Annotated in this window: 20 protein-coding genes; 10 read left to right on the top strand and 10 right to left on the bottom strand. The window is 60.2% G+C overall.

The features are described from left to right. Positions 1-212: 212 nt before the first annotated feature. The 4 genes from Q1A63_RS18995 to Q1A63_RS18980 form a co-directional block, all read right to left on the bottom strand. Positions 213-1,481 (bottom strand): ABC transporter permease, encoded by a 1,269-nt coding sequence (locus Q1A63_RS18995; protein WP_298974550.1) that lies wholly within the window; start codon positions 1,479-1,481, stop codon positions 213-215. Further along, positions 1,478-2,284: an ABC transporter ATP-binding protein gene (locus Q1A63_RS18990; RefSeq protein WP_298974548.1), complete on the bottom strand. Its 807-nt coding sequence runs from the start codon at positions 2,282-2,284 to the stop codon at positions 1,478-1,480. Before Q1A63_RS18990 ends, Q1A63_RS18995 begins: the two co-directional genes overlap by 4 nt. 110 nt (positions 2,285-2,394) lie before the next feature. Beyond that, entirely contained in the window at positions 2,395-3,396 is a 1,002-nt protein-coding gene (locus tag Q1A63_RS18985) for an ABC transporter substrate-binding protein (RefSeq protein WP_298974547.1), read from the bottom strand. Positions 3,397-3,737: 341 nt separating this feature from the next. Continuing rightward, positions 3,738-4,367 (bottom strand): FAD-binding oxidoreductase, encoded by a 630-nt coding sequence (locus Q1A63_RS18980; protein ID WP_298974545.1) that lies wholly within the window; start codon positions 4,365-4,367, stop codon positions 3,738-3,740. 340 nt (positions 4,368-4,707) lie between these two features. On the opposite strand from Q1A63_RS18980, the gene Q1A63_RS18975 reads away from it, so the two are divergent. Together Q1A63_RS18975 and Q1A63_RS18970 are read left to right on the top strand one after the other, a co-directional pair. Further along, a complete protein-coding gene (locus Q1A63_RS18975) occupies positions 4,708-6,102 on the top strand; it encodes an aminotransferase class III-fold pyridoxal phosphate-dependent enzyme (protein ID WP_299632375.1) in 1,395 nt (464 codons plus the stop codon). 111 nt (positions 6,103-6,213) lie between these two features. Then, positions 6,214-6,468: a YMGG-like glycine zipper-containing protein gene (locus Q1A63_RS18970; RefSeq protein WP_298974541.1), complete on the top strand. Its 255-nt coding sequence runs from the start codon at positions 6,214-6,216 to the stop codon at positions 6,466-6,468. Positions 6,469-6,541: 73 nt separating this feature from the next. Here the strand turns inward: Q1A63_RS18970 and Q1A63_RS18965 are convergent, their stop codons facing one another. Further along, the gene (locus Q1A63_RS18965) at positions 6,542-6,859 is read right to left on the bottom strand and encodes a DUF3775 domain-containing protein (RefSeq protein WP_298974539.1); all 318 of its coding nucleotides are present in this window, start codon (positions 6,857-6,859) and stop codon (positions 6,542-6,544) included. 190 nt (positions 6,860-7,049) lie between these two features. Here Q1A63_RS18965 and ppk2 point away from each other — a divergent pair, with 190 nt between their 5' ends. Next, positions 7,050-7,940: a polyphosphate kinase 2 gene (gene ppk2, locus Q1A63_RS18960; protein WP_298974537.1), complete on the top strand. Its 891-nt coding sequence runs from the start codon at positions 7,050-7,052 to the stop codon at positions 7,938-7,940. A gap of 122 nt (positions 7,941-8,062) precedes the next feature. Here the strand turns inward: ppk2 and Q1A63_RS18955 are convergent, their stop codons facing one another. Further along, positions 8,063-8,422, bottom strand: a complete 360-nt coding sequence (locus Q1A63_RS18955; RefSeq protein WP_298974535.1) for a hypothetical protein — start codon at positions 8,420-8,422, stop codon at positions 8,063-8,065. 270 nt (positions 8,423-8,692) lie between these two features. On the opposite strand from Q1A63_RS18955, the gene Q1A63_RS18950 reads away from it, so the two are divergent. The 6 genes from Q1A63_RS18950 (at position 8,693) to Q1A63_RS18925 (ending at position 17,704) form a co-directional block, all read left to right on the top strand. Further along, positions 8,693-10,189, top strand: coding sequence for a PLP-dependent aminotransferase family protein (locus Q1A63_RS18950; protein ID WP_298974534.1), 1,497 nt, complete (start codon positions 8,693-8,695; stop codon positions 10,187-10,189). Positions 10,190-10,259: 70 nt separating this feature from the next. After that, on the top strand, positions 10,260-12,038 hold the full coding sequence (xsc, locus tag Q1A63_RS18945) for a sulfoacetaldehyde acetyltransferase (protein WP_298974533.1): 1,779 nt from the start codon (positions 10,260-10,262) through the stop codon (positions 12,036-12,038). Positions 12,039-12,082: 44 nt separating this feature from the next. Next, positions 12,083-13,081: a phosphate acetyltransferase gene (gene pta, locus Q1A63_RS18940; protein ID WP_299632374.1), complete on the top strand. Its 999-nt coding sequence runs from the start codon at positions 12,083-12,085 to the stop codon at positions 13,079-13,081. Positions 13,082-13,096: 15 nt separating this feature from the next. Beyond that, positions 13,097-15,910: a molybdopterin-dependent oxidoreductase gene (locus Q1A63_RS18935; protein ID WP_299632373.1), complete on the top strand. Its 2,814-nt coding sequence runs from the start codon at positions 13,097-13,099 to the stop codon at positions 15,908-15,910. Between the two features lie 160 nt (positions 15,911-16,070). Continuing rightward, entirely contained in the window at positions 16,071-16,832 is a 762-nt protein-coding gene (locus Q1A63_RS18930) for a 4Fe-4S dicluster domain-containing protein (RefSeq protein ID WP_298974528.1), read from the top strand. Further along, complete coding sequence (locus tag Q1A63_RS18925; protein ID WP_299632372.1) at positions 16,832-17,704, top strand: DmsC/YnfH family molybdoenzyme membrane anchor subunit; 873 nt, start codon at positions 16,832-16,834, stop codon at positions 17,702-17,704. Before Q1A63_RS18930 ends, Q1A63_RS18925 begins: the two co-directional genes overlap by 1 nt. Here the strand turns inward: Q1A63_RS18925 and Q1A63_RS18920 are convergent. Together Q1A63_RS18920 and dapA are read right to left on the bottom strand one after the other, a co-directional pair. Further along, positions 17,701-18,864, bottom strand: coding sequence for a M20 aminoacylase family protein (locus Q1A63_RS18920; protein ID WP_299632371.1), 1,164 nt, complete (start codon positions 18,862-18,864; stop codon positions 17,701-17,703). The two genes, Q1A63_RS18925 and Q1A63_RS18920, sit on opposite strands and share 4 nt — an antisense overlap. A 102-nt stretch (positions 18,865-18,966) precedes the next feature. Further along, positions 18,967-19,842, bottom strand: a complete 876-nt coding sequence (gene dapA / locus Q1A63_RS18915) for a 4-hydroxy-tetrahydrodipicolinate synthase (protein WP_299632370.1) — start codon at positions 19,840-19,842, stop codon at positions 18,967-18,969. Positions 19,843-19,969: 127 nt separating this feature from the next. On the opposite strand from dapA, the gene Q1A63_RS18910 reads away from it, so the two are divergent. Further along, the gene (locus Q1A63_RS18910; protein WP_298974520.1) at positions 19,970-21,943 is read left to right on the top strand and encodes a lytic transglycosylase domain-containing protein; all 1,974 of its coding nucleotides are present in this window, start codon (positions 19,970-19,972) and stop codon (positions 21,941-21,943) included. On the opposite strand, the gene Q1A63_RS18905 is transcribed toward Q1A63_RS18910, so the two are convergent. Continuing rightward, positions 21,908-22,777, bottom strand: a complete 870-nt coding sequence (locus Q1A63_RS18905; protein ID WP_298974518.1) for a DMT family transporter — start codon at positions 22,775-22,777, stop codon at positions 21,908-21,910. The two genes, Q1A63_RS18910 and Q1A63_RS18905, sit on opposite strands and share 36 nt — an antisense overlap. Beyond that, positions 22,774-23,451, bottom strand: a complete 678-nt coding sequence (gene mnmD / locus Q1A63_RS18900) for a tRNA (5-methylaminomethyl-2-thiouridine)(34)-methyltransferase MnmD (RefSeq protein ID WP_298974517.1) — start codon at positions 23,449-23,451, stop codon at positions 22,774-22,776. Before mnmD ends, Q1A63_RS18905 begins: the two co-directional genes overlap by 4 nt. Between the last annotated feature and the right edge of the window lie 17 nt (positions 23,452-23,468).

Raw genomic sequence — 23,468 nt, 5'->3', positions numbered from 1 at the left:
CGGATGTCATGGTAGCCTGCCTTTTATATGCTCGTTTCCTCAGGGATACTGATGATCCACGATTACACAAGCTTATTGAGTAATTCTGAACGTTTTTGGGGATTTCTGACGCAGTTATGTTGCTTTTGGCATGCCGCTACACAAATGATCGGTCGCCAATAGCAGAAAGGCCCCACACGGGGCCTTTCCGGATTTAGGTGATTCCAGCTGCGTCACCCTTTGCCTTTCCATGGGACGAGGATGCGTTCGGCCCATCGCATGAGCATGTCGATGCCGAAGCCGATGACGCCGATGAGGATGATGCCCATGATCACGATATCGGTGTTCTGGAACTTCGAGGCGGTCATGATCATCATGCCGGCCCCCTGTTCGGCTGCGACCAGTTCAGCGGCAACCACCGTGCCCCAGCAGACCCCCATCGCAACCCGCGCGCCGGTGAAGATCTCGGGCAGCGAGTTCGGCACGATCACGTGGCGCATGATCTGCCACTTGCTGGCGCCGAGGCTATAAGCCGCGTGCACCTTGGAGATCTTCACGCCCGAGACCCCGGACCGCGCCGCAATCGCCATGATCCATAGAGCCGCCAGGAACAGCAGGATGATCTTGCCCGCCTCACCGATACCCGCCCAGATGATCACCAGCGGGATCAGCGCCAGCGGCGGCACCGGCCGCATGAACTCGACAATCGGGTCAAACCAGCCCCGAAACCAGTCACTCAGACCCATCGCATAGCCCAGCGGGATGCCAACGACAGCACCGATCAGAAAGCCTACGACCACGCGGAAGAGCGAGTATCCCAGGTGCTCAAGCAGCGTGAAGTTCCGGAAGCCGGAGCTCATGATCTCAAGCGAACGGGTCCAGACGGCCTCAGGCGCAGGCAGGTAGAGCGGTTCCATCTGCCAGCCCCTGGTGGGCTCAAAGTTCGGCGTGCCCTTGTCCGACAGGGTCACCGCACCGCCATCAACCTTCACCGTCTCACCTGGCGCGATCTTTTCGCCGTTGATGGCGATGACTTTGGCGCCATCTTTCTTGGTGATGTCATCGTTGCGGTCCACGTTGATCAGACCGGTGCGCCACTGTGCAATTGCCGCGGAATCGTTCTTGGCAAAGCCGTCGCCCGGATCGACTTCCGGCGCATCCGTCGCGACCTCGCGCGGATGCACAACGACGGTGACGGTCGCGTCATCGGGCGCCTGGCCTTCGGCCTGTGCGGTATAGGTAAAGCTCGTCGTGCCCTCATAGGGGCCCGGCGCATGCAGGAACCCCGGCAACAGGCTGGAGCCGGTGAAGATCCCCCACATCAGGAAGATCGTCAGGATCGAGATGATGCCCGCCGCCCGGTTGGGCCGCACCGCACTTTCATCCCCGAAGGTCACGGTTTTCAGCGAGGTGTAGTCCGAGAGGCCAGCCCCCTGCACCACCTTGGTGACAATGAAGAAAGCGGCGACAAAGATGATGATATAGATCAGTAAAGGGATCATGCCGCGTCCTCCTTACCGCCCATAATTTCTTCTTCCATATCCCAGATCATGTTCAAGATCTCTTCGCGCTTGGGCCCAAAGTCGGGATGTTTCTTCACTTCGCGCAGATCGGCATCCACGCCGAGATCCGCAAAGGGCAACCGGTATTCCTTGTGGATGCGTCCGGGCCGCGGCGCCATCACGATCAGGCGTTCGCCCAAGAGCAAAGCTTCCTCCACCGAGTGGGTGATGAGGATGATGGTCTTACCGGTCTCTTTCCAGAGCTTCAGCACCAGGCTCTGCATCTTCTCGCGCGTGAGCGCGTCAAGCGCGCCCAGCGGCTCATCCATCAGGATAACATCGGGATCATTGGCCAGACAGCGCGCCAAGGCGACCCGCTGCTGCATCCCGCCTGACAGCTCGTAGACCGCCTTTTCCTTGAAGTCCTGCAGACCGACCACATCGAGCAGATGGTCCACCGTTTCGTCCTTGTCGCGCTTCGGCGTGCCCTTCATCGAGGGGCCAAAGCCTACGTTCTCGCGCACCGACATCCACTCGAACAAGGCCCCCTGCTGGAACACCATGCCGCGTTCCGCATCCGGCCCCGTCACCTTGTGGCCGTTCAGGATCAACTCTCCGGCGGTCGGCGCCAGAAAACCCGCCACGATATTCAGCAATGTGGTCTTGCCGCAGCCCGATGGCCCCAGCACGCTCAGCAATTCCCCCGCCTTGAGGTCAAGCGACACATCCTGCAAAGCCTGCACATGATCGCCGTTGGGCAACTCAAAGCGCATCGATAAATTTTCTATAGATAATCCGGTCATGAGGTCCCCACCTGTTGCCCAAAAAGGGCGGCTTGCCGGGCAGGGTTGGCCCCGCCTCTGGTCCTTAAAGAGTAACGGCGCGAGGATGCCTCGCGCCGTTACAGTATGTTTTACATACCCTTGGCTGCTGAGAGCGGACCGGTGTTCACCGCGTCCTCGTAGCTGTCGAGCGCCTTGTCGATGGAGCCCGATTCAACGAAGACATCCGCCACGCCTTTCATGAAGGTCGCTGCATTGCCGCCAAGCCAGGCTTCGGAAAGCTGCTCTTCGACAGAAGGGAATTCAAAGCCCGAAATCGAAGCGCGCGCCGCTTCCAAATCCATACCGGATTGCTCGGCGATCACCGCCAGCATCTCGTCGCTCTGGTTGGCCTTCCACTCGGCGTTTGCCGCAGCCGTCACCGCCGCGAACTTCGCAACGACATCACCGCTCTCGGCAATGTAGGAGGCCGGGGCCGAGGTCACGTCAAAGACCAGAATGCCAAGTTCCTGCTTTTCCGCACCGGTCAGAAGGATGTTGCCATATTCTCTCATCCGCGCGAGGCCACCACCCCACCCGCAGGCAAAGTCAACCGCGCCCTGGCTCAGGGCAGCAGCTCCTTCTGGCGGTGCCATGTCGACGATCTGCAGCGACGCCAGGTCCACGCCAAAGTGATCCATCTGGCGCAGGAACCCATAATGCGCCGCAGTGCCCAGCGGCACAGCCACCTTCTTACCGGCCAACTCACCCGCGCTGTCCTTGTCAATCTCCAGCGATGCAGCCACGACACAGTTGTCGTTTTCCGAATAGGAGACCGCCACATCCACGATCTGGATGTCCTGGCCGCCCGAGGTTGCCACAACGAACGGCGGCACACCCTGGCTGACGGAGATTTGCACATCACCTGATGCCATTGCCGCCGACATCGCCGTGCCGGTCTCGAAGGACACCCAATTCACCTTCATCCCGAGTGCCTCATCATAGGCGCCCGAGGCTTTCGCCGCCAGGAACGGCATCGGCCATTCAAGGAAATAGCCTACGGTGATCTCACCGTGGCCGTCTGCTGCGGCTGTTTGCGCGCTCAGCGCCATCACGGCGCCCGCTACAAAAGCACATGCTGTCTTCTTGATCATTTTTTTCTCCCGTTGATCATACGCCGACCTTCCAAAGGCGGCCTTCTATTGGTGCGTCACGGCTTCATGCCGCTTCTTGATTTCGCTGCACATCGTCATCCAATGTCAGTTTTGAAGCGCCTGCAAGAGCATTATTGGCACAAAACTGTCATCTTAATGGAACTGCCCGATATTTATGCCTCTCTTTTTTGATCATCTCAGGACATTGTAAAATCCTGAAAGTCTCTATTGCAAAAGCCTGAAGTCAGGAGGGCCTTCTGCCTTCCATCGCCCGGCATAGTGACGTTGCGCGCATCAGAACAAACGTCCACTTTCTGCATCTAGATGAGTCCAGTTTACCATCAGGCGTCGCTTTTCCACTCCATCTGGTCGCGCCTGCGCAGCACGGCCATGGCCAACCCGGCGCCAAGCACCTGTGAGGTGCGGAATTTGTAGGACGGAATCTTCGTCACCGGAAACGGTAGATCCTCCGCCGAGGTGTCCAGCGCCCTGCGGGCCAGTTCGCGCCCCATCACATGGCTCATTGCCACGCCCCGCCCGTTGTACTCCAGACCAACAATCAGATCGGGGGCGGGCCCATGCAAATGCGGCACCCGATCTTCGGTCAACGCAATGCGCCCGCTCCATTTGCAACACCACTTCACGCCCTTGCGGCTGGGAACGGTCTCCGGTGCATCTTTTTCAATCCAACCGAACCCACCGAAGCCGCCCCGCCGGTCGCTGAAGCCAATGCCGCCGAAACACATCTGCCCGCCGGGTTCACGCCGCGTGTACATGATCAGGCGCTTGGTGTCAGAAATCATATGCCCCTGTGGCAGGATCGGCCCGATCTCGCTTTCCGACAACGGATCGGTCGCCATCTGCTTGGAATAGAGCGACAGCACCGACTGCTTCAGCCCTTTGACCAGACTGTCAGAATAGCCATTGGTCGCAATGATCACCGAGGCCGCCGTCACCTCGTGCCCTGCCACGTCCAGCGTCAGATCACCCTCCAGCGCTTGGGCTGGGGCGGCATCGGGGGCAGTTACACGCCAAAGAGCGTCAGGGATTTAAATGGCCGCGGGTGTTGCTCACAAATGCGGCACCGGTCAACGGGGTGATATTGGCATGGGATTTGACTGGCTGGTACCAATTGGCCCATAAATACAGGGCACTGCACCCGATATCGCTTGATCAACCAGCCTATCTGGATCTATCTTTGTGGTATATCTGGCCCTACTTCCAGTGCCTGAAAAACAGTCATGTCAGTCAAATCCGGATCGCTCGCCATCCGATTTCACCTGATTCTACGCTAACAGAAAGGCCCGACCCATGGACGGCAATTTCAACGAGAACGACCTTAGCCGCGTCGTCGAAGCGGACCGCGCAAATGTGTGGCACCACCTGATCCAGCACCAGCCCTTCTTTACCGGCGCCGATCCCAAGATCATCATCGAAGGCAAGGGCCTGCGGGTCTGGGACCAGAAAGGCATCGAGCATATCGACGCCGTTTCGGGGGGCGTCTGGACGGTGAATGTGGGCTATGGCCGCGAAACCATGGGCGATGCCGTGCGCGACGCCATCGTGAAAATGAACTTCTTCGGCGGCACCGTGGGCTCCGTGCCGGGCGCGCTCTTTGCCGAAAAGCTGCTGACCAAGGTGCCGGGTCTTGACCGTATCTACTATGCCAACTCCGGCTCGGAGGCGAATGAGAAAGCCTTCAAGATGGTCCGCCAGATCGCGCACAAGCGCTATGGTGGCAAGAAGCACAAGATCCTCTATCGCGACCGCGACTATCACGGCACCACCATCGCCTGCCTCAGCGCGGGCGGTCAGGACGAGCGCAACGCGCAATACGGCCCCTACACGCCGGGCTTTGTCCGCGTGCCGCATTGCCTGGAGTACCGTAAGCACGAGCAGGAAGGCGCGCCCGAGCAGAACTACGGTGAATGGGCCGCCAACCAGATCGAAGAGATCATTCTGCGCGAAGGTCCCGACACCGTGGGCGCGCTTTGCCTTGAGCCCGTCACCGCTGGCGGCGGCGTAATCGAAGCACCCGATGGCTACTGGCCCCGCGTTGCCGAGATCTGCAAAAAGTACGACATCCTGCTGCACATCGATGAGGTCGTTTGCGGGGTGGGCCGGACCGGCACATGGTTCGGCTACCAGCACTATGGCATCCAGCCAGACATGGTCACGATGGCGAAAGGTGTGGCCTCCGGCTATGCCGCGATCTCCTGCCTCGCGACCACCAACGAAGTCTTTGACATGTTCAAGGACGACACCTCGGACCACATGAACTATTTCCGCGACATCTCGACCTTCGGCGGCTGCACGGCGGGTCCGGCGGCGGCGCTGGAAAACATGCGGATCATCGAAGATGAGAACCTGCTCGAGAATACGGTGCAGATGGGTGACTATATGGTCGACAAGCTGCGCGAGTTGCAGGACAAGCACCCCGTGATCGGTGATGTGCGTGGCAAAGGCCTCTTCGTCGGTGCCGAACTGGTCGCAGACCGTGCCACACGCGAACCGGCCGCCGAGAAGATGGTGCAGGCCGTGGTCGGCGATTGCATGAAGCAGGCGGTGATCATCGGTGCCACCAACCGCTCGCTGCCCGGCAAGAACAACACGCTGTGCTTCTCGCCTGCGCTGATCGCCACCAAGGACGACATCAACCAGATCGTTGAGGCCGTCGACGGCGCCCTTACCCGCGTCTTCGGCTAAAGCCCGCGCGGACGGGCTGCTGGCCTGAGCGACGCACCGCCTAGATTAAAGGGGCGCGGGAACCTTCCCGCGCCCCGTTGCGTTTTTCCGGCAGTCAAAAGGAGTGACATCATGAATAGAGCATTTCTCACGCTGCCCGTGATCGCGGCGCTTGCCGCCTGCGCCACCCAGGACCAGAACACCATCGCCGGCAGCCTTGGTGGTGCTGCAGTAGGGTATGCCCTCGATGACAACGACCGTGGCAGAGGCGCCCTGATCGGTGCGGCAGCCGGGGCCGTTGCTGGCAATTTCCTCGGCCGCACTGCCAGCGGTGATTGTGTCTATCAGAACGCCGACGGCACCCGTTATACCGCCGCCTGCCCCTGATCGCGCCCTGCTCGCAAAAGAAAAAGCCCCGGTTTTCGCCGGGGCTTTGTTTCTGTGCCACGCCTCCTGCGTCTTAAAGCAGTGACTGCTCCGCATCCGAGGCTGACGTCCCCAGCAATTCCAGGCCAGCCTCAAGATGATCGGCAAAATGCGGTGTCCCGATCAGGTAATCCGCCGTCGGTGTCACAGCCTCGCGTTTTGCTGTTTCCAAGGCCTCGCTATACTCATCCGCGCCAAAACTATCTCGCCCGATCCACATGATGGCAATCAGGCTGTGGCATTCATCTTCGTTCAGGGTTTCCAAAAACCCACGCAGTTCGGCCTCTGCCCGGTCAATCTCATGCCCATAGAGAATGATCTGAGCCACTTTGGTCACAGCAATATCCAACATCGTCGCCCCACTTTCTTTTTCGGCATCTGTAAACATGCATCTCAGGTCCGCGCGTGGTCGTACATGATTTAGATCAACGCTGATGATGCATGGCAGAGCGCGGTTCTCACCCCACCGCAGATGTTGATTCAGGTCAACGACGGTTTTGTAACTACTTTGCTAGACTCCGCCTTCTAAAAGGAGGGACTATATGTCAACGCAAGTAAAAACGCCGGTAACGGCGAAAGTTAAACAACCTACCGCGGAAATCATCGGTTTCGAACAAGGTGAATACCCCTATGCGGAGCGCCTCGGTCGCGCCGCCTATGAAGCGGAGAAAGCAGCACTTCAGGTCGAATTGCTCAAAGTGCAACTCTGGTTGCAAGAAACCGGGCAAAAGGTCGTCATGTTGTTCGAAGGTCGGGACGCGGCCGGCAAAGGCGGTACCATCAAACGTTTCGCCGAGCACCTGAACCCCCGCAGCGCGCGTGTTGTTGCCCTGAACAAACCCACGGAAGAAGAAAAAGGCCAATGGTTTTTTCAGCGCTACGCCAAGCACCTGCCGACATCAGGCGAAATCGTTCTTTATGATCGATCCTGGTACAACCGCGCAGGCGTCGAACGGGTGATGAGCTTCTGCGAACCGAACGAATACCTCGAATTCATGCGGCAGACCCCGGAATTTGAACGTATGCTGGTGCGCAGTGGCATCAAGCTCTTCAAATACTGGTTCTCGGTCACGCAGGAGGAGCAAAAACGCAGATTCGCTTCCCGTGAGACCGATCCGCTCAAACGCTGGAAACTCTCGCCCATCGACCGCGCCAGCCTCGGCAAGTGGGACGATTACACCGAAGCGAAAGAGGCGATGTTCTTTTACACCGACACCGCTGATGCGCCTTGGACCGTCATTCGGTCAAACGACAAGAAACGGGCGCGGCTGAATTGCATGAAGCATTTCCTGTACGATCTGGATTATCCGGACAAGGACGAGACCGTGGCGTTGCGGCCTGACCAGAATATCGTGCATCAAGCGGGTAGTATCGTGCGGGCCTCTGACCATATTTTTGCGGCCTCACTCCACCCGAAAACCCGAAAGAGCTAGATCAAATCTCCCAGTCTCCCTGCCGTGGGGGCCGCATCGGTCTTTCTGTGTGGCCCCCATGTGCTTTGGCCCCTTCCGCTCGGCAACTGCACCGCATGCGGCATATCCCGTGCAGCACGCAGCTAGCTACCTGGTGGTCCAAAAAAGCCAATGATCTGCGCGAGACGCCCATCTGGCGACAGGCTGCCAAAATCCACACCCTCGATGGCCGTCGCGCCATCTGCGGTGATCATCCGCCAGGAGAAATAGATCTTGTCGTGATGCGTGCTGACACCGCTGGTCAGCTCAATCCGTGCGCCCGGCCATTGTCGATGCACGTCGCCGATATGATCCACTAACGCCTCGCGGCCCATTATGTCGGCGGATGGGTCCTGATACCGGCCCTCCTTGCTCCAGGCAATTTCTAGCAACTCGCGTCGCTTGGAGACCTCCGGCTCACACCAAGCGGCGCCATATGTCTGCGCGATCCGATCCAGTGTCATCGCCTTCCCTCCCCTAACGCCAGGCTCGAAGCTTATACCCCTGTGCTCTGCAAGAATCACCACAACGCATAGAAATGGATGCTACAAGGATGCATCAAGCCACTGCGGATTTGCACAGCGCTTGCAAGATGAGCGCATTAATGATACTCAGAGTTTCAATAATACAATATTTAGTCAAATCTGACTGCACGCATGGGGGGATAAATCGGGCTTTTGGTGTCCGATTAATACCAGATTGAAGGCAGTCTATGTCCAGTATAGGCTCCTTGCATGGCGCTGCCCGTCGAAACCTTTTTCCTGCACCCTGATGCTCAGGGAACGCTGCAATCGCAGATACAGCAGATGATTGCTCAGGGGATCCTCTCGGGCCGGTTTCAGCGTGGGGAAAAGCTGCCCTCGACCCGCAAACTCGCCATACACCTCGGGGTCAGCCGGATCACAGTGACGATTGCCTATACGGAATTGCTGGCCAATGACTATCTGACCTCACGCGGACGGTCGGGCTATTACGTTTCAGAAAACGCGCCCGTGCCGCCGGCTTTCACACCCAGTCAGGCCGGCCCCGATGCGGTGGACTGGACGCGGGCGATTGGTCAGCGGTTTTCCGGCGGCGACATGCCCCGCAAGCCATCGGATTGGGGCGGCTACCGCTTTCCCTTCATCTACGGACAGGCCGATCCGGAGCTTTTCGATCACGCGAACTGGCGGCTCTGTGCACTCAAGGCGCTGGGGCAGAAGGATTTCACCGCGCTCACAACGGATTACTACGATCAGGACGATCCGCAGCTGATCGAGTTCATCGCGCGGCACACGCTGCCGCGACGCGGGATTGCGGCCCGGCCCGAACAGATTCTGATCACCCTGGGCGCGCAGAACGCGCTCTGGCTGACCACACAGGTTCTGCTGACACAGCGGCGGCGCGCGGCGCTGGAAGACCCTTGTTATCACGCGCTTAGGGACATCCTTTCGCAATCTCGTTGCCATACGACGCCTGTGCGCGTGGATGCCGACGGGATGCCACCTGATGCGATCCCGCCAGATACCGACGTGATCTTCACCACGCCCAGCCACCAGTGCCCGACAACGAACACCATGCCCATGCACCGGCGCCACGACCTGCTGGAGCGGGCCGCGGAAATGGACGCGTTGATCGTCGAGGATGACTACGAATTTGAGATGTCCTTTCTCAAAAGCCCCTCTCCTGCGCTCAAAAGTCTCGATACCGATGGGCGTGTAATTTATGTGGGCAGCTTTTCGAAGTCGCTGTTTCCCGGCCTGCGCCTGGGCTATCTGGTGGGCTCTGAGCCCTTCATTCGCGAGGCCCGCGCGCTGCGCGCATCCGTCCTGCGGCACCCGCCCGGACATGTGCAGCGCACGGCGGCCTATTTCCTGTCGCTCGGCCACCACGACGCCCTGATCCGCCGCATGGGCGGCGCCCTGCACGAGCGTCGCGAAGTCATGGCCAAGGCCATCGCGGCGCATGATCTGCAGATCGCAGGCCAGGGCGCCTATGGCGGCTCCTCTTTCTGGATGCGCGCTGACAACGGCGTAGACACTCACGAACTCGCCCGTCGCCTGCAGGCCCGCGGCGTTTTGATCGAACCCGGACATTCGTTTTTTTCCGGACCCGCCCGCCCCAAGGACTACTACCGGCTCGCCTATTCCTCCATCCCGGCAAACCGCATCGCAGATGGCGTTGCAATCGTTGCGGACGAAATGCGCGCCATGAGTCATCTGGGATTAAGTGAAGCAAGCAACTGGCCCTAACCGCGTCCTGCCCGACGCTCTACTTTGGCCGAAAACTAAGAATCGAAACCTCTATCCAAGGACCCGCGCCATGAAAATGACCACTGAAGAAGCCTTTGTTAAAACACTCCAGATGCATGGGATCGACAATGCATTTGGCATCATCGGCTCTGCCATGATGCCGATCTCCGACATCTTCCCCGATGCGGGCATCAAATTCTGGGACTGCGCCCATGAAACATCCGGCGGCATGATGGCAGACGGCTTCACCCGCGCCACCGGCAAGATGTGCATGATGATCGCGCAGAACGGCCCCGGCATCACCAACTTCGTGACGGCTGTGAAGACCGCCTACTGGAACCACACGCCGGTGCTGCTGGTCACCCCGCAAGCCGCGAACAAGACCATCGGCCAGGGCGGCTTCCAGGAAATGGAGCAGATGAACCTCTTTGCCGATTGTGTGGCCTATCAGGAAGAAGTACGTGACCCCTCCCGCATCGCCGAGACCCTGAACCGCGTGATCATGCAGGCCAAACGCGCCTCCGGTCCGGCTCAGATCAACATCCCGCGTGACTTCTGGACACAGGTCATCGACATCGAACTGCCGGCAATCGTGGACTTCGAACTGCCGCAGGGCGGCGAAGCTGCCGTCGCAAATGCGGCAGAGCTGCTCAGCAACGCGAAATTCCCGGTCATCCTGAACGGCGCCGGTGCGGTTCTATCCAAGGGCGGCATCGAAGCCTCCCGCGTGCTGGCCGAGAAGCTCGACGCCCCCGTCTGCGTCGGCTACCAGCACAATGACGCCTTCCCCGGCAACCACCCGCTGTTCGCAGGTCCGCTGGGCTACAACGGCTCCAAGGCCGGCATGCAGCTGATCAACAAGGCTGACGTCGTGCTCTGCCTCGGTACCCGCCTGAACCCCTTCTCCACTCTGCCCGGCTACGGCATCGATTATTGGCCCACAGAGGCCAAGATCATTCAGGTGGACATCAACCCCGACCGCATCGGCCTGACCAAGAAGGTCACCGTCGGCATCGTCGGCGACGCGGCCAAGGTGGCCCAGGGCATCACCGCGCAACTCTCTGACGACGCAGGCGACACCAACCGCGCGGAACGCAAGAACACCATCGCCACCACCAAATCGGCCTGGGCGCAGGAGCTGACCTCGCTGAACGAAGAGCAGGACGATCCCGGCACCAACTGGAACGAGCGGGCCCGTGCAGCGAAGCCGGACTGGATGTCCCCCCGCATGGCCTGGCGCGCGATTCAGGCCGCTCTGCCGGTCGAGGCGATCATCTCCTCCGACATCGGCAACAACTGCGCCATCGGCAACGCATACCCGTCGTTCAACGAGAGCCGCAAGTATCTGGCCCCCGGCCTCTTTGGTCCCTGCGGTTATGGCCTGCCCTCCATCGTGGGTGCAAAGATCGGCCAGCCGAACGTGCCGGTTGTGGGCTTTGCAGGCGACGGTGCTTTCGGCATCTCCGTCAACGAGCTGACGGCGATCGGCCGCGGCGACTGGCCTGCAATCACGCAGATCGTTTTCCGCAACTACCAGTGGGGCGCTGAAAAGCGGAACTCGACACTGTGGTTTGACGACAACTTCGTCGGCACCGAGTTGGACGAGGAAGTGTCCTACGCCGGGATCGCCAATGCCTGTGGTCTCAAAGGCGTCATCGCCCGCACACAGGAAGAGCTGACAGCGGCGCTGGATCAGGCGATCAAGGACCAGATGGAAAACGGCGTGACCACGCTGATCGAAGCCATGATCAACCAGGAACTGGGTGACCCGTTCCGCCGCGACGCGATGAAGAAGCCCGTCGAAGTTGCTGGCATCAGCAAAGACGACATGCGCGCGCAGGTTGTGTAAGCCTAGGTGCACATCACGAACTGCATAAAACAAAGGATCAGGCCATGAGCGTTCTGCGCGCCCTTTCCAACCGCGCAGCCGCCCGGCCTGCCCATATTGTCCTGAGCGAAGGTCACGATCCCCGGATCGTGGCCGGCGCCATTGCCGCCGTGCAGGCCGGAACCGCCCGGATTACCCTGGTCGGCGCGCAGGATGACGTCACCGCACAGCTTGTTGCTGCCGGTGCGCCCAACAATCCCGCCATTTCAATCGAAGACCCCGCCACCTCCGCGCTCAGCGCTGGTCTTGCGGAGGCGTTCTACGCGTTGCGCAAGCACAAGGGCGTGACGCCCGAGATCGCCGAGACGCAGGTGCAGAACCCGCTGGTCTTCTCCGCCCTTATGGTCCGCGAGGGGCACGCCGACGGCACCGTTGGCGGCGCTGTTGCGACCACCTCCGACACCGTGCGCGCCGCCTTGCAGGTCATCGGCAAGGCCAAGGACGCGCCGCTGGTGTCCAGTTTCTTCCTGATGGCGCTGCCCGAAGGCCACCCCTCCGGTCGTGACGCTATGATCTTTGGGGACTGCGGTCTGGTGATCGAACCAACCGCCGAGGAACTCGCCGCCATTGCTGTCGCCTCCGCCAATTCCTGTCAGCAGCTGCTGGGAGTCGAGCCGCAGGTGGCGCTTTTGTCCTTCTCCACCATGGGCTCGGCCAAACACGCCGCTGTCACCAGGGTGAGCGAAGCCGCCGCCTTGTTGAAGGCCAACCATCCCGACCTCAAGGCCGATGGCGAGCTGCAATTTGATGCGGCCTTTGTGCCCGAGGTTGCGGCCTCCAAAGCCCCCGGCTCCCCGACAGCGGGGCATGCCAACGTAATGATCTTTCCCAACCTCGACGCGGGCAACATCGGCTATAAGATCGCGCAGCGCATTGGCGGCGCCGATGCCATCGGCCCGACCCTTCAGGGTCTCGCCAAACCCGCCAACGACCTCAGCCGGGGCTGCACCGCCCAGGACGTGACCAATATGATCGCCGTGACCACCCTTCAGGTCGCCCGCTAACTTCAGGAGCTTTCCATGAACCAGCCCGTTATCGATCTGAGCCCGAAAGTCTCTGACGAGGTGCGCAAAACCACTTGTTACATGTGCGCCTGCCGCTGTGGCATCAATGTGCACATGAAGGATGGGAAAGTTGCCTATATCGAAGGCAACAAGGACCATCCGGTCAATCAGGGCGTACTTTGTGCCAAGGGCTCGGCGGGCATCATGCAGGTCAACGCCCCGTCGCGTCTGCGCGCACCACTGAAACGCGTGGGCGAACGCGGATCGGGCGAGTTCGAAGAGATCTCATGGGATGAGGCGCTGCAAATCGCCACCGACTGGCTGGATCCGGTGCGCAAGGATAATCCCGAAAAGCTGGCCTTCTTCACGGGCCGTGACCAGTCCCAAAGCTTCACGTCCTTCTGGGCGCAGAACTTCGGCACCTGCAACTATGCCGCTCACGGTGGCTTCTGCTCCGTCAACATGGCCGCGGCGGGCATCTACACCATGGGCGGGGCGTTCTGGGAATTCGGCCAGCCCGATTGGGACCACACCAAGCTCTTCATGCTCTTCGGCGTCGCCGAAGACCACGACAGCAACCCGATCAAGATGGGCATCGGCAAGATCAAGAAGCGCGGCGCACGTGTGATCGGCGTGAACCCGATCCGCACCGGCTATAACGCCGTGGCCGATGATTGGGTCGGCATCACACCCGGCACCGACGGGCTCTTTATCCTGTCGATGATCCACTGCCTTATGAAAGCGGGCAAGATCGACCTGCACTACCTCGCGCAATACACCAACGCCCCGGTGCTGGTGATCAACAACCCCGGCCAGGCCGACCACGGCCTGCTGATGCGCGACGAGAATGGCAAAGAGCTGGTGATCGACCGCGCCACCGGCAAGCTCACCGCCTTCGACCAACCGGGCGTGAAACCTGACCTCGCCGCCACATACGAGAAAGACGGCCAGACCCACCGCCCCGTCTTCCACAAGATGGCCGAGATGTATCTGGACGACCAATACGCGCCCGAAGCCGTGGCCGATCGCTGCGGCATCCCCGCCAAGCGCATCCGCGCCATCGCCGCTGAACTCGCCCGCGTCGCCTTCGAGGAAGCTTTTGAGCTGGACCACAGCTGGACCGATTTCCGTGGCGAAAAGCACGAGAAGATGATCGGCCGCCCGGTCTCTTTCCACTCCATGCGCGGCATCTCCGCCCATGCCAACGGCTTCCAGACCTGCCGCGCGCTACACGTTCTGCAAATCCTCCTAGGCAGCGTCGAAGTCCCCGGAGGCTTCCGCTTCAAACCGCCCTATCCGAAACCGGCCACCGCGCACCCCAAACCGCACTGCAGGGTGACGCCGGACACGCCGCTTGATGGCCCGCACTTGGGCTTCGTGCACGGCCCCGATGATCTCGCGCTCAAGGAAGACGGCACCCCCGCCCGCATCGACAAGGCTTTCACCTGGGAAAACCCGATGTCCAGCCACGGGCTGATGCATATGGTGATCTCCAACGCCTACGCAGGTGATCCCTACAAGATCGACGTGCTCTTCATGTATATGGCCAACATGTCGTGGAATTCCTCGATGAACACGCGCGGCGTGATCGACATGCTGACCGACAAGGATGAAAACGGCGAATACGTCATTCCGAAACTGATCTATTCAGATGCCTATAGCTCCGAGATGGTCGCCTATGCCGATCTGATTCTGCCCGACACGACGTATCTGGAACGCCACGACTGTATCTCCCTGCTCGACCGTCCGATCTGCGAGGCCGATGCCGCGGCAGACGCCATCCGCTGGCCGGTGATTGAACCCGACCGCGATGTGAAAGGCTTCCAGTCCATGCTCTGCGAACTGGGCGCGAAACTGCAATTGCCCGGTTTCATTAACGCCGATGGCAGCCAGAAATACGCGGACTACGGCGATTACATCGTCAATCACGAGCGCAAGCCGGGCATCGGGCCACTGGCTGGTTTCCGGGGTGAGAACGGCGATAAATCCGGACGCGGAGAGGTGAACCCGAACCAGCTGGATCGCTACATCGAAAACGGCGGCTTTTTCGTCGAACACATTCCTGCTGGCGCCAATTATTACAAACCGTGGAATACCGCCTATCAGGATTGGGCGGTGGGCATGGGCATCTATGACAAGCCCGAACCCTACCTCTTCTCGCTCTACTCCGAGCCGATGCGGAAATTCCAGCTGGCCGCCGAAGGCCACGGCGAGCGGCAACCGCCCGAACACCTGCGCGACCGGATCCGCGAAAAGATGGCCCCGCTGCCAATCTGGTACTCCTCCGAGGAGGAAAACAAAGCGGACGAATACCCCGTCACCGCGCTCACCCAGCGCCCGATGGCGATGTACCACTCCTGGGGCTCGCAAAACGCCTGGTTGCGGCAGTTGCACGGGCACAACCCGCTCTACCTGCCGACAAAGCTGATGCGCGAAAACGGTTTGACGGATGGTGATTGGGCCAAGGTGACCTCCCCGCATGGCGAAATCACCGTGCCCGTGCTGGAGATGGCAGCGCTGAACGAAAACACCGTCTGGACCTGGAACGCCATCGGCAAGCGCAAGGGCGCCTGGGCGCTGGAGGAAAACGCCCCCGAAGCCACACGCGGCTTCCTGCTGAACCACCTGATCCACGAGCTACTGCCCCCGAAAGGCGACGGGCTCCGCTGGGCCAACTCCGACCCAATCACCGGTCAGGCCGCCTGGTTCGACCTGAAAGTGCGCCTCGAAAAGGCCGCAGCACCGGACGAATCCCAACCAGGCTTCGCGCCAATCAAATCACCCGTCGGTACCGGTCCAAAAGACCTGACCTGGAAGGTGGGCGAATGACCCTGCTTCTTCTGGCCGCAAATATCCCGGGGGAGCGCGCCCCGCGCGCGGGGGCAGAGCCCCCAAACCTCAACGGTCTCCTACGATGCCCCGACGTAACACCCGCGCAAAACCGACGTGATACCGGCGTCGCACTGACAGCCAGAAAAGAGGGCCTCTCATGACCACTCTGCCAGCCAAAACCGAAAAGAAACTGGGGCTCGTCATCGACCTCGATACCTGCGTCGGCTGCCATGCCTGCGTGATCTCCTGCAAAGGATGGAATACCGAAAACTACGGTGCGCCGCTCAGCGATCAGAACGCCTACGGTGCCGATAATTCCGGCACCTTTCTGAATCGCGTGCACAGCTTCGAGGTGCAGCCGGAAGGCGATGCGGCCGCTCAGCTGATCCACTTTCCCAAGTCCTGTCTGCACTGCGACGACGCTCCCTGCGTGACCGTCTGCCCCACCGGCGCCAGCTACAAGCGTGTCGAAGACGGCATTGTGCTGGTCAACGAATCCAATTGTATTGGCTGCGGCCTGTGTGCCTGGGCCTGCCCCTATGGTGCCCGCGAATTGGATCAAGCCGAAGGGGTGATGAAAAAATGCACCCTCTGCGTCGACCGGATCTACAACGAGAACCTGCCCGAAGAGGACCGCCAGCCCGCTTGCGTACGCACCTGCCCCGCCGGCGCCCGCCACTTTGGCGATCTTGGCGATGAAAACAGCGACGTCAGCAAACTGGTGGCAGAACGCGGTGGCATGGACCTGATGCCCGAACAAGGCACCAAACCGGTCAACCAATACCTGCCACCACGTCCGAAAGACACGATCCCGGAATCGGGACCTGAGTTTGATGTGCTCGCCCCCTTCCTCGAACCGGTTGCGGAGGAGCCAAAAGGCTTCCTCGGCTGGCTCGACAAGACCTTGGAGAAACTCTGATGCATCCGGCACCCTCTGTCATTTTCTTCACGACGTTCAGCGGCCTGGGCTTCGGTTTGTTGTTTTTTCTGGGGCTGGGATACCCGGCTGTCACCGGCTGGATGGCTTTTGCCTTCTTTGCGATCGCCTATGCGATGGCCGTGGGTGGCTTGCTGGCGTCGACCTTCCACCTGGGGCGCCCTGAACGCGCGGTCAAAGCCTTCACCCAGTGGCGCTCCAGCTGGCTCAGCCGCGAAGCCTGGTGCGCCGTCGGCGCCCTGGTTCTGATGGGTCTGTATGCTGCGGGATTGGTGTTCTTTCAAACCCGCATCGCGATCCTTGGCATTCTGGGCGCGGTGATGTCGCTGGCAACGGTTTTCACCACATCGATGATTTACACCCAGCTCAAGACCATCCCGCGCTGGAACATGAACATCACCCCGGTGAAGTTCCTCTCCCTGTCGCTGGCGGGCGGCGCGCTCTTTGCCGGACAGGTTTCGATTGCCCTGGTGCTGCTGGTGATCGCCGGGCTTGTGCAAGTCTTCACCTGGGTTGAGGGCGATAAGGCGCTGGCCGCATCGGGGACCGATATGGCAACGGCCACGGGGCTTGGCAGCATTGGCAAAGTCCGGGCGTTCGAGCCGCCCCACACCGGCACCAACTACCTGCTGCGCGAATTCGTGCATGAAATCGGACGCAAGCACAGCCAGAAACTGCGGGCAATCTCGCTGATCCTGATGGTCGCCGTGCCCTTCGTGCTGCTGATCCTACCCTTCTCGCATTTCTTCGCGCTGCTGGCGGTGATCAGTCACGTCGCAGGTGTATTGACCGCGCGCTGGCTGTTTTTCGCAGAAGCCGAACATGTGGTGGGTCTCTACTACGGCAAGCGCTAAAGCGGCAGCCTGCGTTCCACGACGCGGGCCATGATCGACGCGCCGATGGGCAGGATCTCCTCGCCCAGCACAAATCCCGGGTTATGCAGCGGCACCGTGCCGCTGTGGCCCAGGTTGCAATAGGCGCCGGGCACAACCTTGAGCATGTCGGCAAAATCCTCCGACCCGGTGACCGGCGTGTTTTCGGTTGAGGTATTTTCCACTCCAACGATGTCGGCCGCCGCTGCCATATAGGCCTCTGACAGATCGGCATCATTGATCAGGACATCGAAGACATTGCGCAGATCCAGATCGATCTCGACACCATGCGCCGCCGCGAAACCTTTGCATATCGTCTCCATGCGCTCTGCAGCGACTGCGTAGATCTCGTCCTTGAAATAGCGAATGGTGCCGGCCAGATGCGCTTTTTCGGGCACGACGTTATAGGCGTTACCGGAATGGATTTGCGTGACGGATAGGACGCAGGTTTCCAACGGGTCGATATTCCGGCTGAGGATGGTGTTCAATTGCGCCGCCAAGGTCGTTGCAACCATCAAGGCATCGCGACCTTCCTGCGGCATCGCCGCGTGGCTTCCGAGACCCTGGATATTGATGTCAAAGAAGGCAGCCCCGGCGAGTGCGGGCCCTTTGCAAATGCCGAAACGCCCCGGACAACCTGTTGGATAATTGTGCATGCCGAAAATCTCGTCACAGGGAAAGCGGTCAAAGAGCCCTTCTGCGATCATGCCGCGCGCGCCGCCGAGGCCCTCTTCGGCGGGCTGAAAGATCAACACCGCCGTGCCATCGAAATCCCGTGTCGCGGCCAGATGCTTCGCCGCCCCCAGCAGCATGGTCGTATGCCCATCGTGACCGCAGGCATGCATGACACCGGGGGTAGCGGAGGCATAGTCGAGGGCGCTGGCCTCAAGGATCGGCAAGGCATCCATATCCGCCCGCAGACCGACGCGGCGATTGCCCTGGCCTTTACCGTGGATCAGCGCGACAACGCCCGTCTCTGCAATCCCGGTGTGCACCTCATCAGCGCCGTAGCGCGTCAGCACATCGGCGACGATCCCGCTGGTGCGGCTCTCCTTGAAACCGATTTCCGGATGTCTGTGGAAATCGCGAAAAATCGCTTCCAGCTCCGGGGTGCTTTTGGAAATGATCGGCAGAATGTTCATGATGGCCTCCTCCCAGCGTGCAATGTCCGCACAAAGCCCGAAGCCATCATGACGTGTTTGAAGGCGATTGGAAGGGGTGACAGGGTGATCCCGCCACCCCCGTCAGTTTGTCAGACCCGCGTGGCGCAGGCCGTCATCCACCAATCCACGTGTCGCATCCGACAGGCCGGTCAGCGGCAGGCGCACCTCATCCGAACACAGATCCAGCCGCGACATGGCGTATTTCACGCCCACAAGCCCAGGCTCGGTAAAGATCGCCTTGTGCAGTGGCATCAAACGGTCCTGAATATTCAACGCGGCGCCATAATCCCCGGCGCGGCAAGCCGCCTGCATGTCGCTCAACAGTTTTGGCGCCACATTGGCCGTCACGGAAATGCAGCCGACACCGCCCTGTGCGTTGAAGCCATGCGCAGTCGCGTCTTCGCCCGAAAGTTGGATGAAATCCGACCCGCAGGTGATCCGCTGGTCACTGACCCGCGCCAGATCGCCGGTGGCATCTTTCACGCCGACGATACGCGGCAGTTTCGCCAATTCGCCCATGGTTTCCGGCGACATGTCCACAACCGACCGACCGGGGATGTTGTAGATGATGATTGGCAGCTCGCAGCAATCGTGCAGCGCGGTGAAATGCGCGATCAGACCGGATTGCGTGGGTTTATTGTAGTAAGGCGTGACAACCAGCACGGCATCCGCGCCCACTTTTTCCGCATGGCGGGCCAGCCGCATCGCTTCGATCGTGTTGTTTGACCCCGCGCCAGCAATGACCGGGATGCGCCCCGCGGCCGCTTTCACGACCTCTTCGACGACGATCTCGTGTTCGCGGTGGGTCAGGGTCGGGCTTTCACCGGTTGTGCCCACCGGGACCAAACCGTTGCTGCCTTCACCGATATGCCACTCGACCAGCTTCTTGAGGGTCTCAAGATCCAGCTCGCCGTTCCTGAACGGCGTGACGAGGGCAGGCATTGAGCCTTTGAACATGTGCACGCTCCTTTTTTAATTTGGCCGGCAAATGGCCTGAGATTAACCACATTTCAGCATGATCGTGATTTGATCCACGACTATGAAGTTATATGTATCAGAGGCTCTAGCCCTCAAACGCTGGGAAATGCAAGTGATCAGACGCTGGCTGACGACACTGATTTTGGTTTTAATGACTGCGGCACCGGCTTTGGCGGAACGGCCCAGACCCCTGGCATGGGCAATGGATGCTCTGCGAGACGGCGATTGGCGTACAGCTGCGAAAATTGCCGCGCGCGACGGTGACGTCGCCGCAGACGTTATTGAATGGTCGCGCTTGCGCGCTGGCAAAGGGTCCTATCGCGAGGTTACCGCGTTCCTGGAGCGGCGCCCGGATTGGCCGGGCGAGCCCTATTTGCGTAAGCAATCCGAACGTGTCGTGATCAAAGAAAAAGATTCCAACGTGATCGCGTTCTTTGCCGAATACGCGGCGCAGACGCCGGAAGGTGTGCTGCGCCATGCCGAAGCGCTTGCACGCAGCGGATCGCCCGAAAAGGCAAATGATATTCTGGTGTCTGCATGGCGCGCCATGCCGATGGGATCGAGCGCCCAGTCGCTCTTTCTGGCCAACCACAGCGCCTTGTTGAAAAAACATACCGTCGCTCGGTTGGATGCGATGCTATGGGCTGGTGCGATCGAAAACGCCCGGCGGCTGTTTGATCTGGTACCTGCTGCGGACCTCGCCGTGGCCAATGCCCGGATTGCCCTGCGTGCGCGGGCAAATGGTGTGGATGCATTGATCGCGAAAATCCCAGGGAGCCATGCGAAAAACCCTGGGCTGCAGTACGAAAGATTTGTCTGGCGCGCGCGGAAGGGCCGCTGGGATGATGCGAAATCTCTGTTGCAAGCCACCTCCACCAGTGCCGAAGCGCTTGGTGAGCCCGAAGCCTGGGGCAGCCGTCGCCGGTCCATGGCGCGCGATGAAATGCGCGATGGTAATGCCGAGCGTGCCTATGAGATTGCGTCGCGGCATTTCCTAACAGCCGGATCGAATTACGCCGATTTGGAATGGCTTTCCGGGTATATCGCGTTGCGCAAGTTGAACGAGCCGGAAACGGCGTTGCAACACTTCAAGAATCACGGCGCCGCTGTGCGCTCTCCGATTTCCAAGGGGCGCGCGGGTTATTGGCAGGGCCGGGCGCTGGAAGCGATGGGCGATGTCGCCGCGGCTGATCAGGCCTATGCGCGGGGCGCACAGTATCAGACATCATTTTATGGTTTGCTGGCCGCGGAACGTGCAGACTTGCCCTTTGATGACGCACTATTTGCGGATCGCGCCCCCGGCGACTGGCGGGAGGCACCGCTGGCAAAATCACCTGTCTTCATCGCAGGGTTGTTGTTGCAGGCCTCAGGCGAACTCGATCTGGCGGAGCGGTTCTGGACGCACCTTGCGGAGAGCCTCAACGAGGAAGAAGCCACGCTGCTGGCCGAAGCCGCATTGGATGCAGAACAACCCCACCTCGCCGTGATGATTGGCAAACGGACAGCGCGGCGCGCGGTGGTTGTGCCACGCGGATATTACCCACTGCATTCGGTGGCGGCCCAGGACCTTCCCATGGCCCGCGATATGGTGCTCGCCATTGCGCGGCGGGAAAGCGAGTTTGATCCGCGTGTGCAAAGCGGCGTGGGCGCGCGTGGGCTTATGCAGATCATGCCGGCGACAGGGCGTGAGGTTGCTGCCTCCCTTGGGCGCAAAGGCGAACACAGCACGGATCGGCTGACCTCAGATCCCAAATATAATGCAGAGCTCGGTGCGGCCTATCTGTCCAAACTTGCAGCACGGTTCCGCGGGAATGTGGTGATGATGTCAGCCGGATATAACGCTGGTCCCAGCCGCCCGGACCGCTGGATGCTGACCTATGGGGACCCGCGCAGGGGCGACGTCGACATCATCGATTGGATTGAGCACATTCCGTTTCGGGAAACACGCAACTACGTCATGCGTGTCACCGAAAGCCTGCCAATCTACCGCGCGCGGCTGGGCCAGGAACCTTTGCCGCAGAGCTTCACCGAGGAATTGATGGGCTCAACGCTGCTGCCGTTCGCGCCAAAGGGTGAATAGGCCCGCGGCGACAATGACCGTCACGCCCAGGGCCACATTGGGCCGAATAGATTCGCCAAAGATCGTGATCCCCAGCGCGGACGCGAAGACCAGCTGGAAATAGGCGAAGGGCTGCACGGCGCTGGCCTCAGCAACTTCGTAGCAGCGGATCAGCAGCCAATGGCCGGACGCGCCGGTCACACATAGAAGCGCCATCCACATCCAGTCCACACCCGTCATAGGTTCCCAAAACCAGATGCCAATGATGGTCATCGTGATGGCACCCGCGGTTCCGGTCCAGAAAAAGCTGGTTGCTGTGCTGTCCTGTCTGGCGACGAACCGGGTCAAAAGCCCATAGAGTGCGAACATCAGGGCCGCTAGCAAGGGGATCACTGCGTAGGTGTTAAAGACCGAAACGCCCGGTTGCAGGATGATCATGACCCCAACGAACCCCACGCCGATCGCCGCCCACCTGCGCCACCCGACTTTTTCACCCAGCAGGGGACCAGAGAGCGCCGCGACCAACAAAGGGTAACAGGCAAAGACGGCATGGCTTTCGACCAGTCCCAAAAGCGTGAATCCCGTGACCATGACGCAGACCTCCAGAGCGAGCAGGACGCCGCGAAACCCTTGAACCAAAGGCTGTTTTGTCTGCGCCGCCGCGCCTATGCCGCCAGCCTTTCTGCGCGCCACTGCGATGACAAACGCCGCAAAGAACCAATAGCGTACCATCACCACCAGATAGACATTATAGGCGTCGGCAAGATGCCGTGAGATGCCATCCTGCAGCGCAAATACGATGGTGGTCAGCAGCATCAGGATGACGCCAAGACGGACATTGTTTGTCTGCGTCACGATGTCAGTACTCCGACCGACATATGCCGCTTGCGACCATACCCCTTGGTTCTTGTGACCTCGAATCCGGCGTCCGTTAGCGCGCGGCGCACAAATCCGGCCGCCGTATAGGTGGCAAAGCTGCCCCTGCTGGCGGTGTGCAGCGCGACCTGTTTCAGGATAGCATCCGACCAAAGCTCAGGATTCTTTGCGGGCGAAAACCCGTCCAGATACCACGCATTTGCCTTGTCGGACCAGGTTTGAAGTTCAGTGCTGGCATCGCCGACCAGCAGGTTCAGCACGACATCCTCACCAAACGCGATAGGACCGCCCTCCGGGCTCCACAGAGCAACCAGGGCAGCGGCCAGGTCATGCAGCTCCGGAAAAGCGGACAACGCCTTTTCAATCTCCGGTGCAGACATCGGGTAGGCCTCAAAACTCGTAAACTTCAGACGCCCCGCGACACCGAATTGCTGCCAGGCGCGAACGGTTGTCAGAAAATTCAGACCTGTCCCAAACCCAAGTTCCGCCACATGAAAACCGTCACAAAAGCGTTTAGGCAACCCGTTGCCTTGCAAAAACACATGGCGCGTTTCTTCCAATCCGTTTTCGAGGCTGAAATAGGGGTCGTCAAAACGGTTGGAAACAGGCACACCATTCGCGTTCCAGGTTACATCTGCCGACTGGTTCTGCACGGATGGTCCCTATAATA

It is taken from the genome of uncultured Roseobacter sp. (assembly GCF_947499265.1).
GTDB lineage: Bacteria > Pseudomonadota > Alphaproteobacteria > Rhodobacterales > Rhodobacteraceae > Roseobacter.
This window is presented reverse-complemented; position numbering and strand designations above follow the sequence as displayed.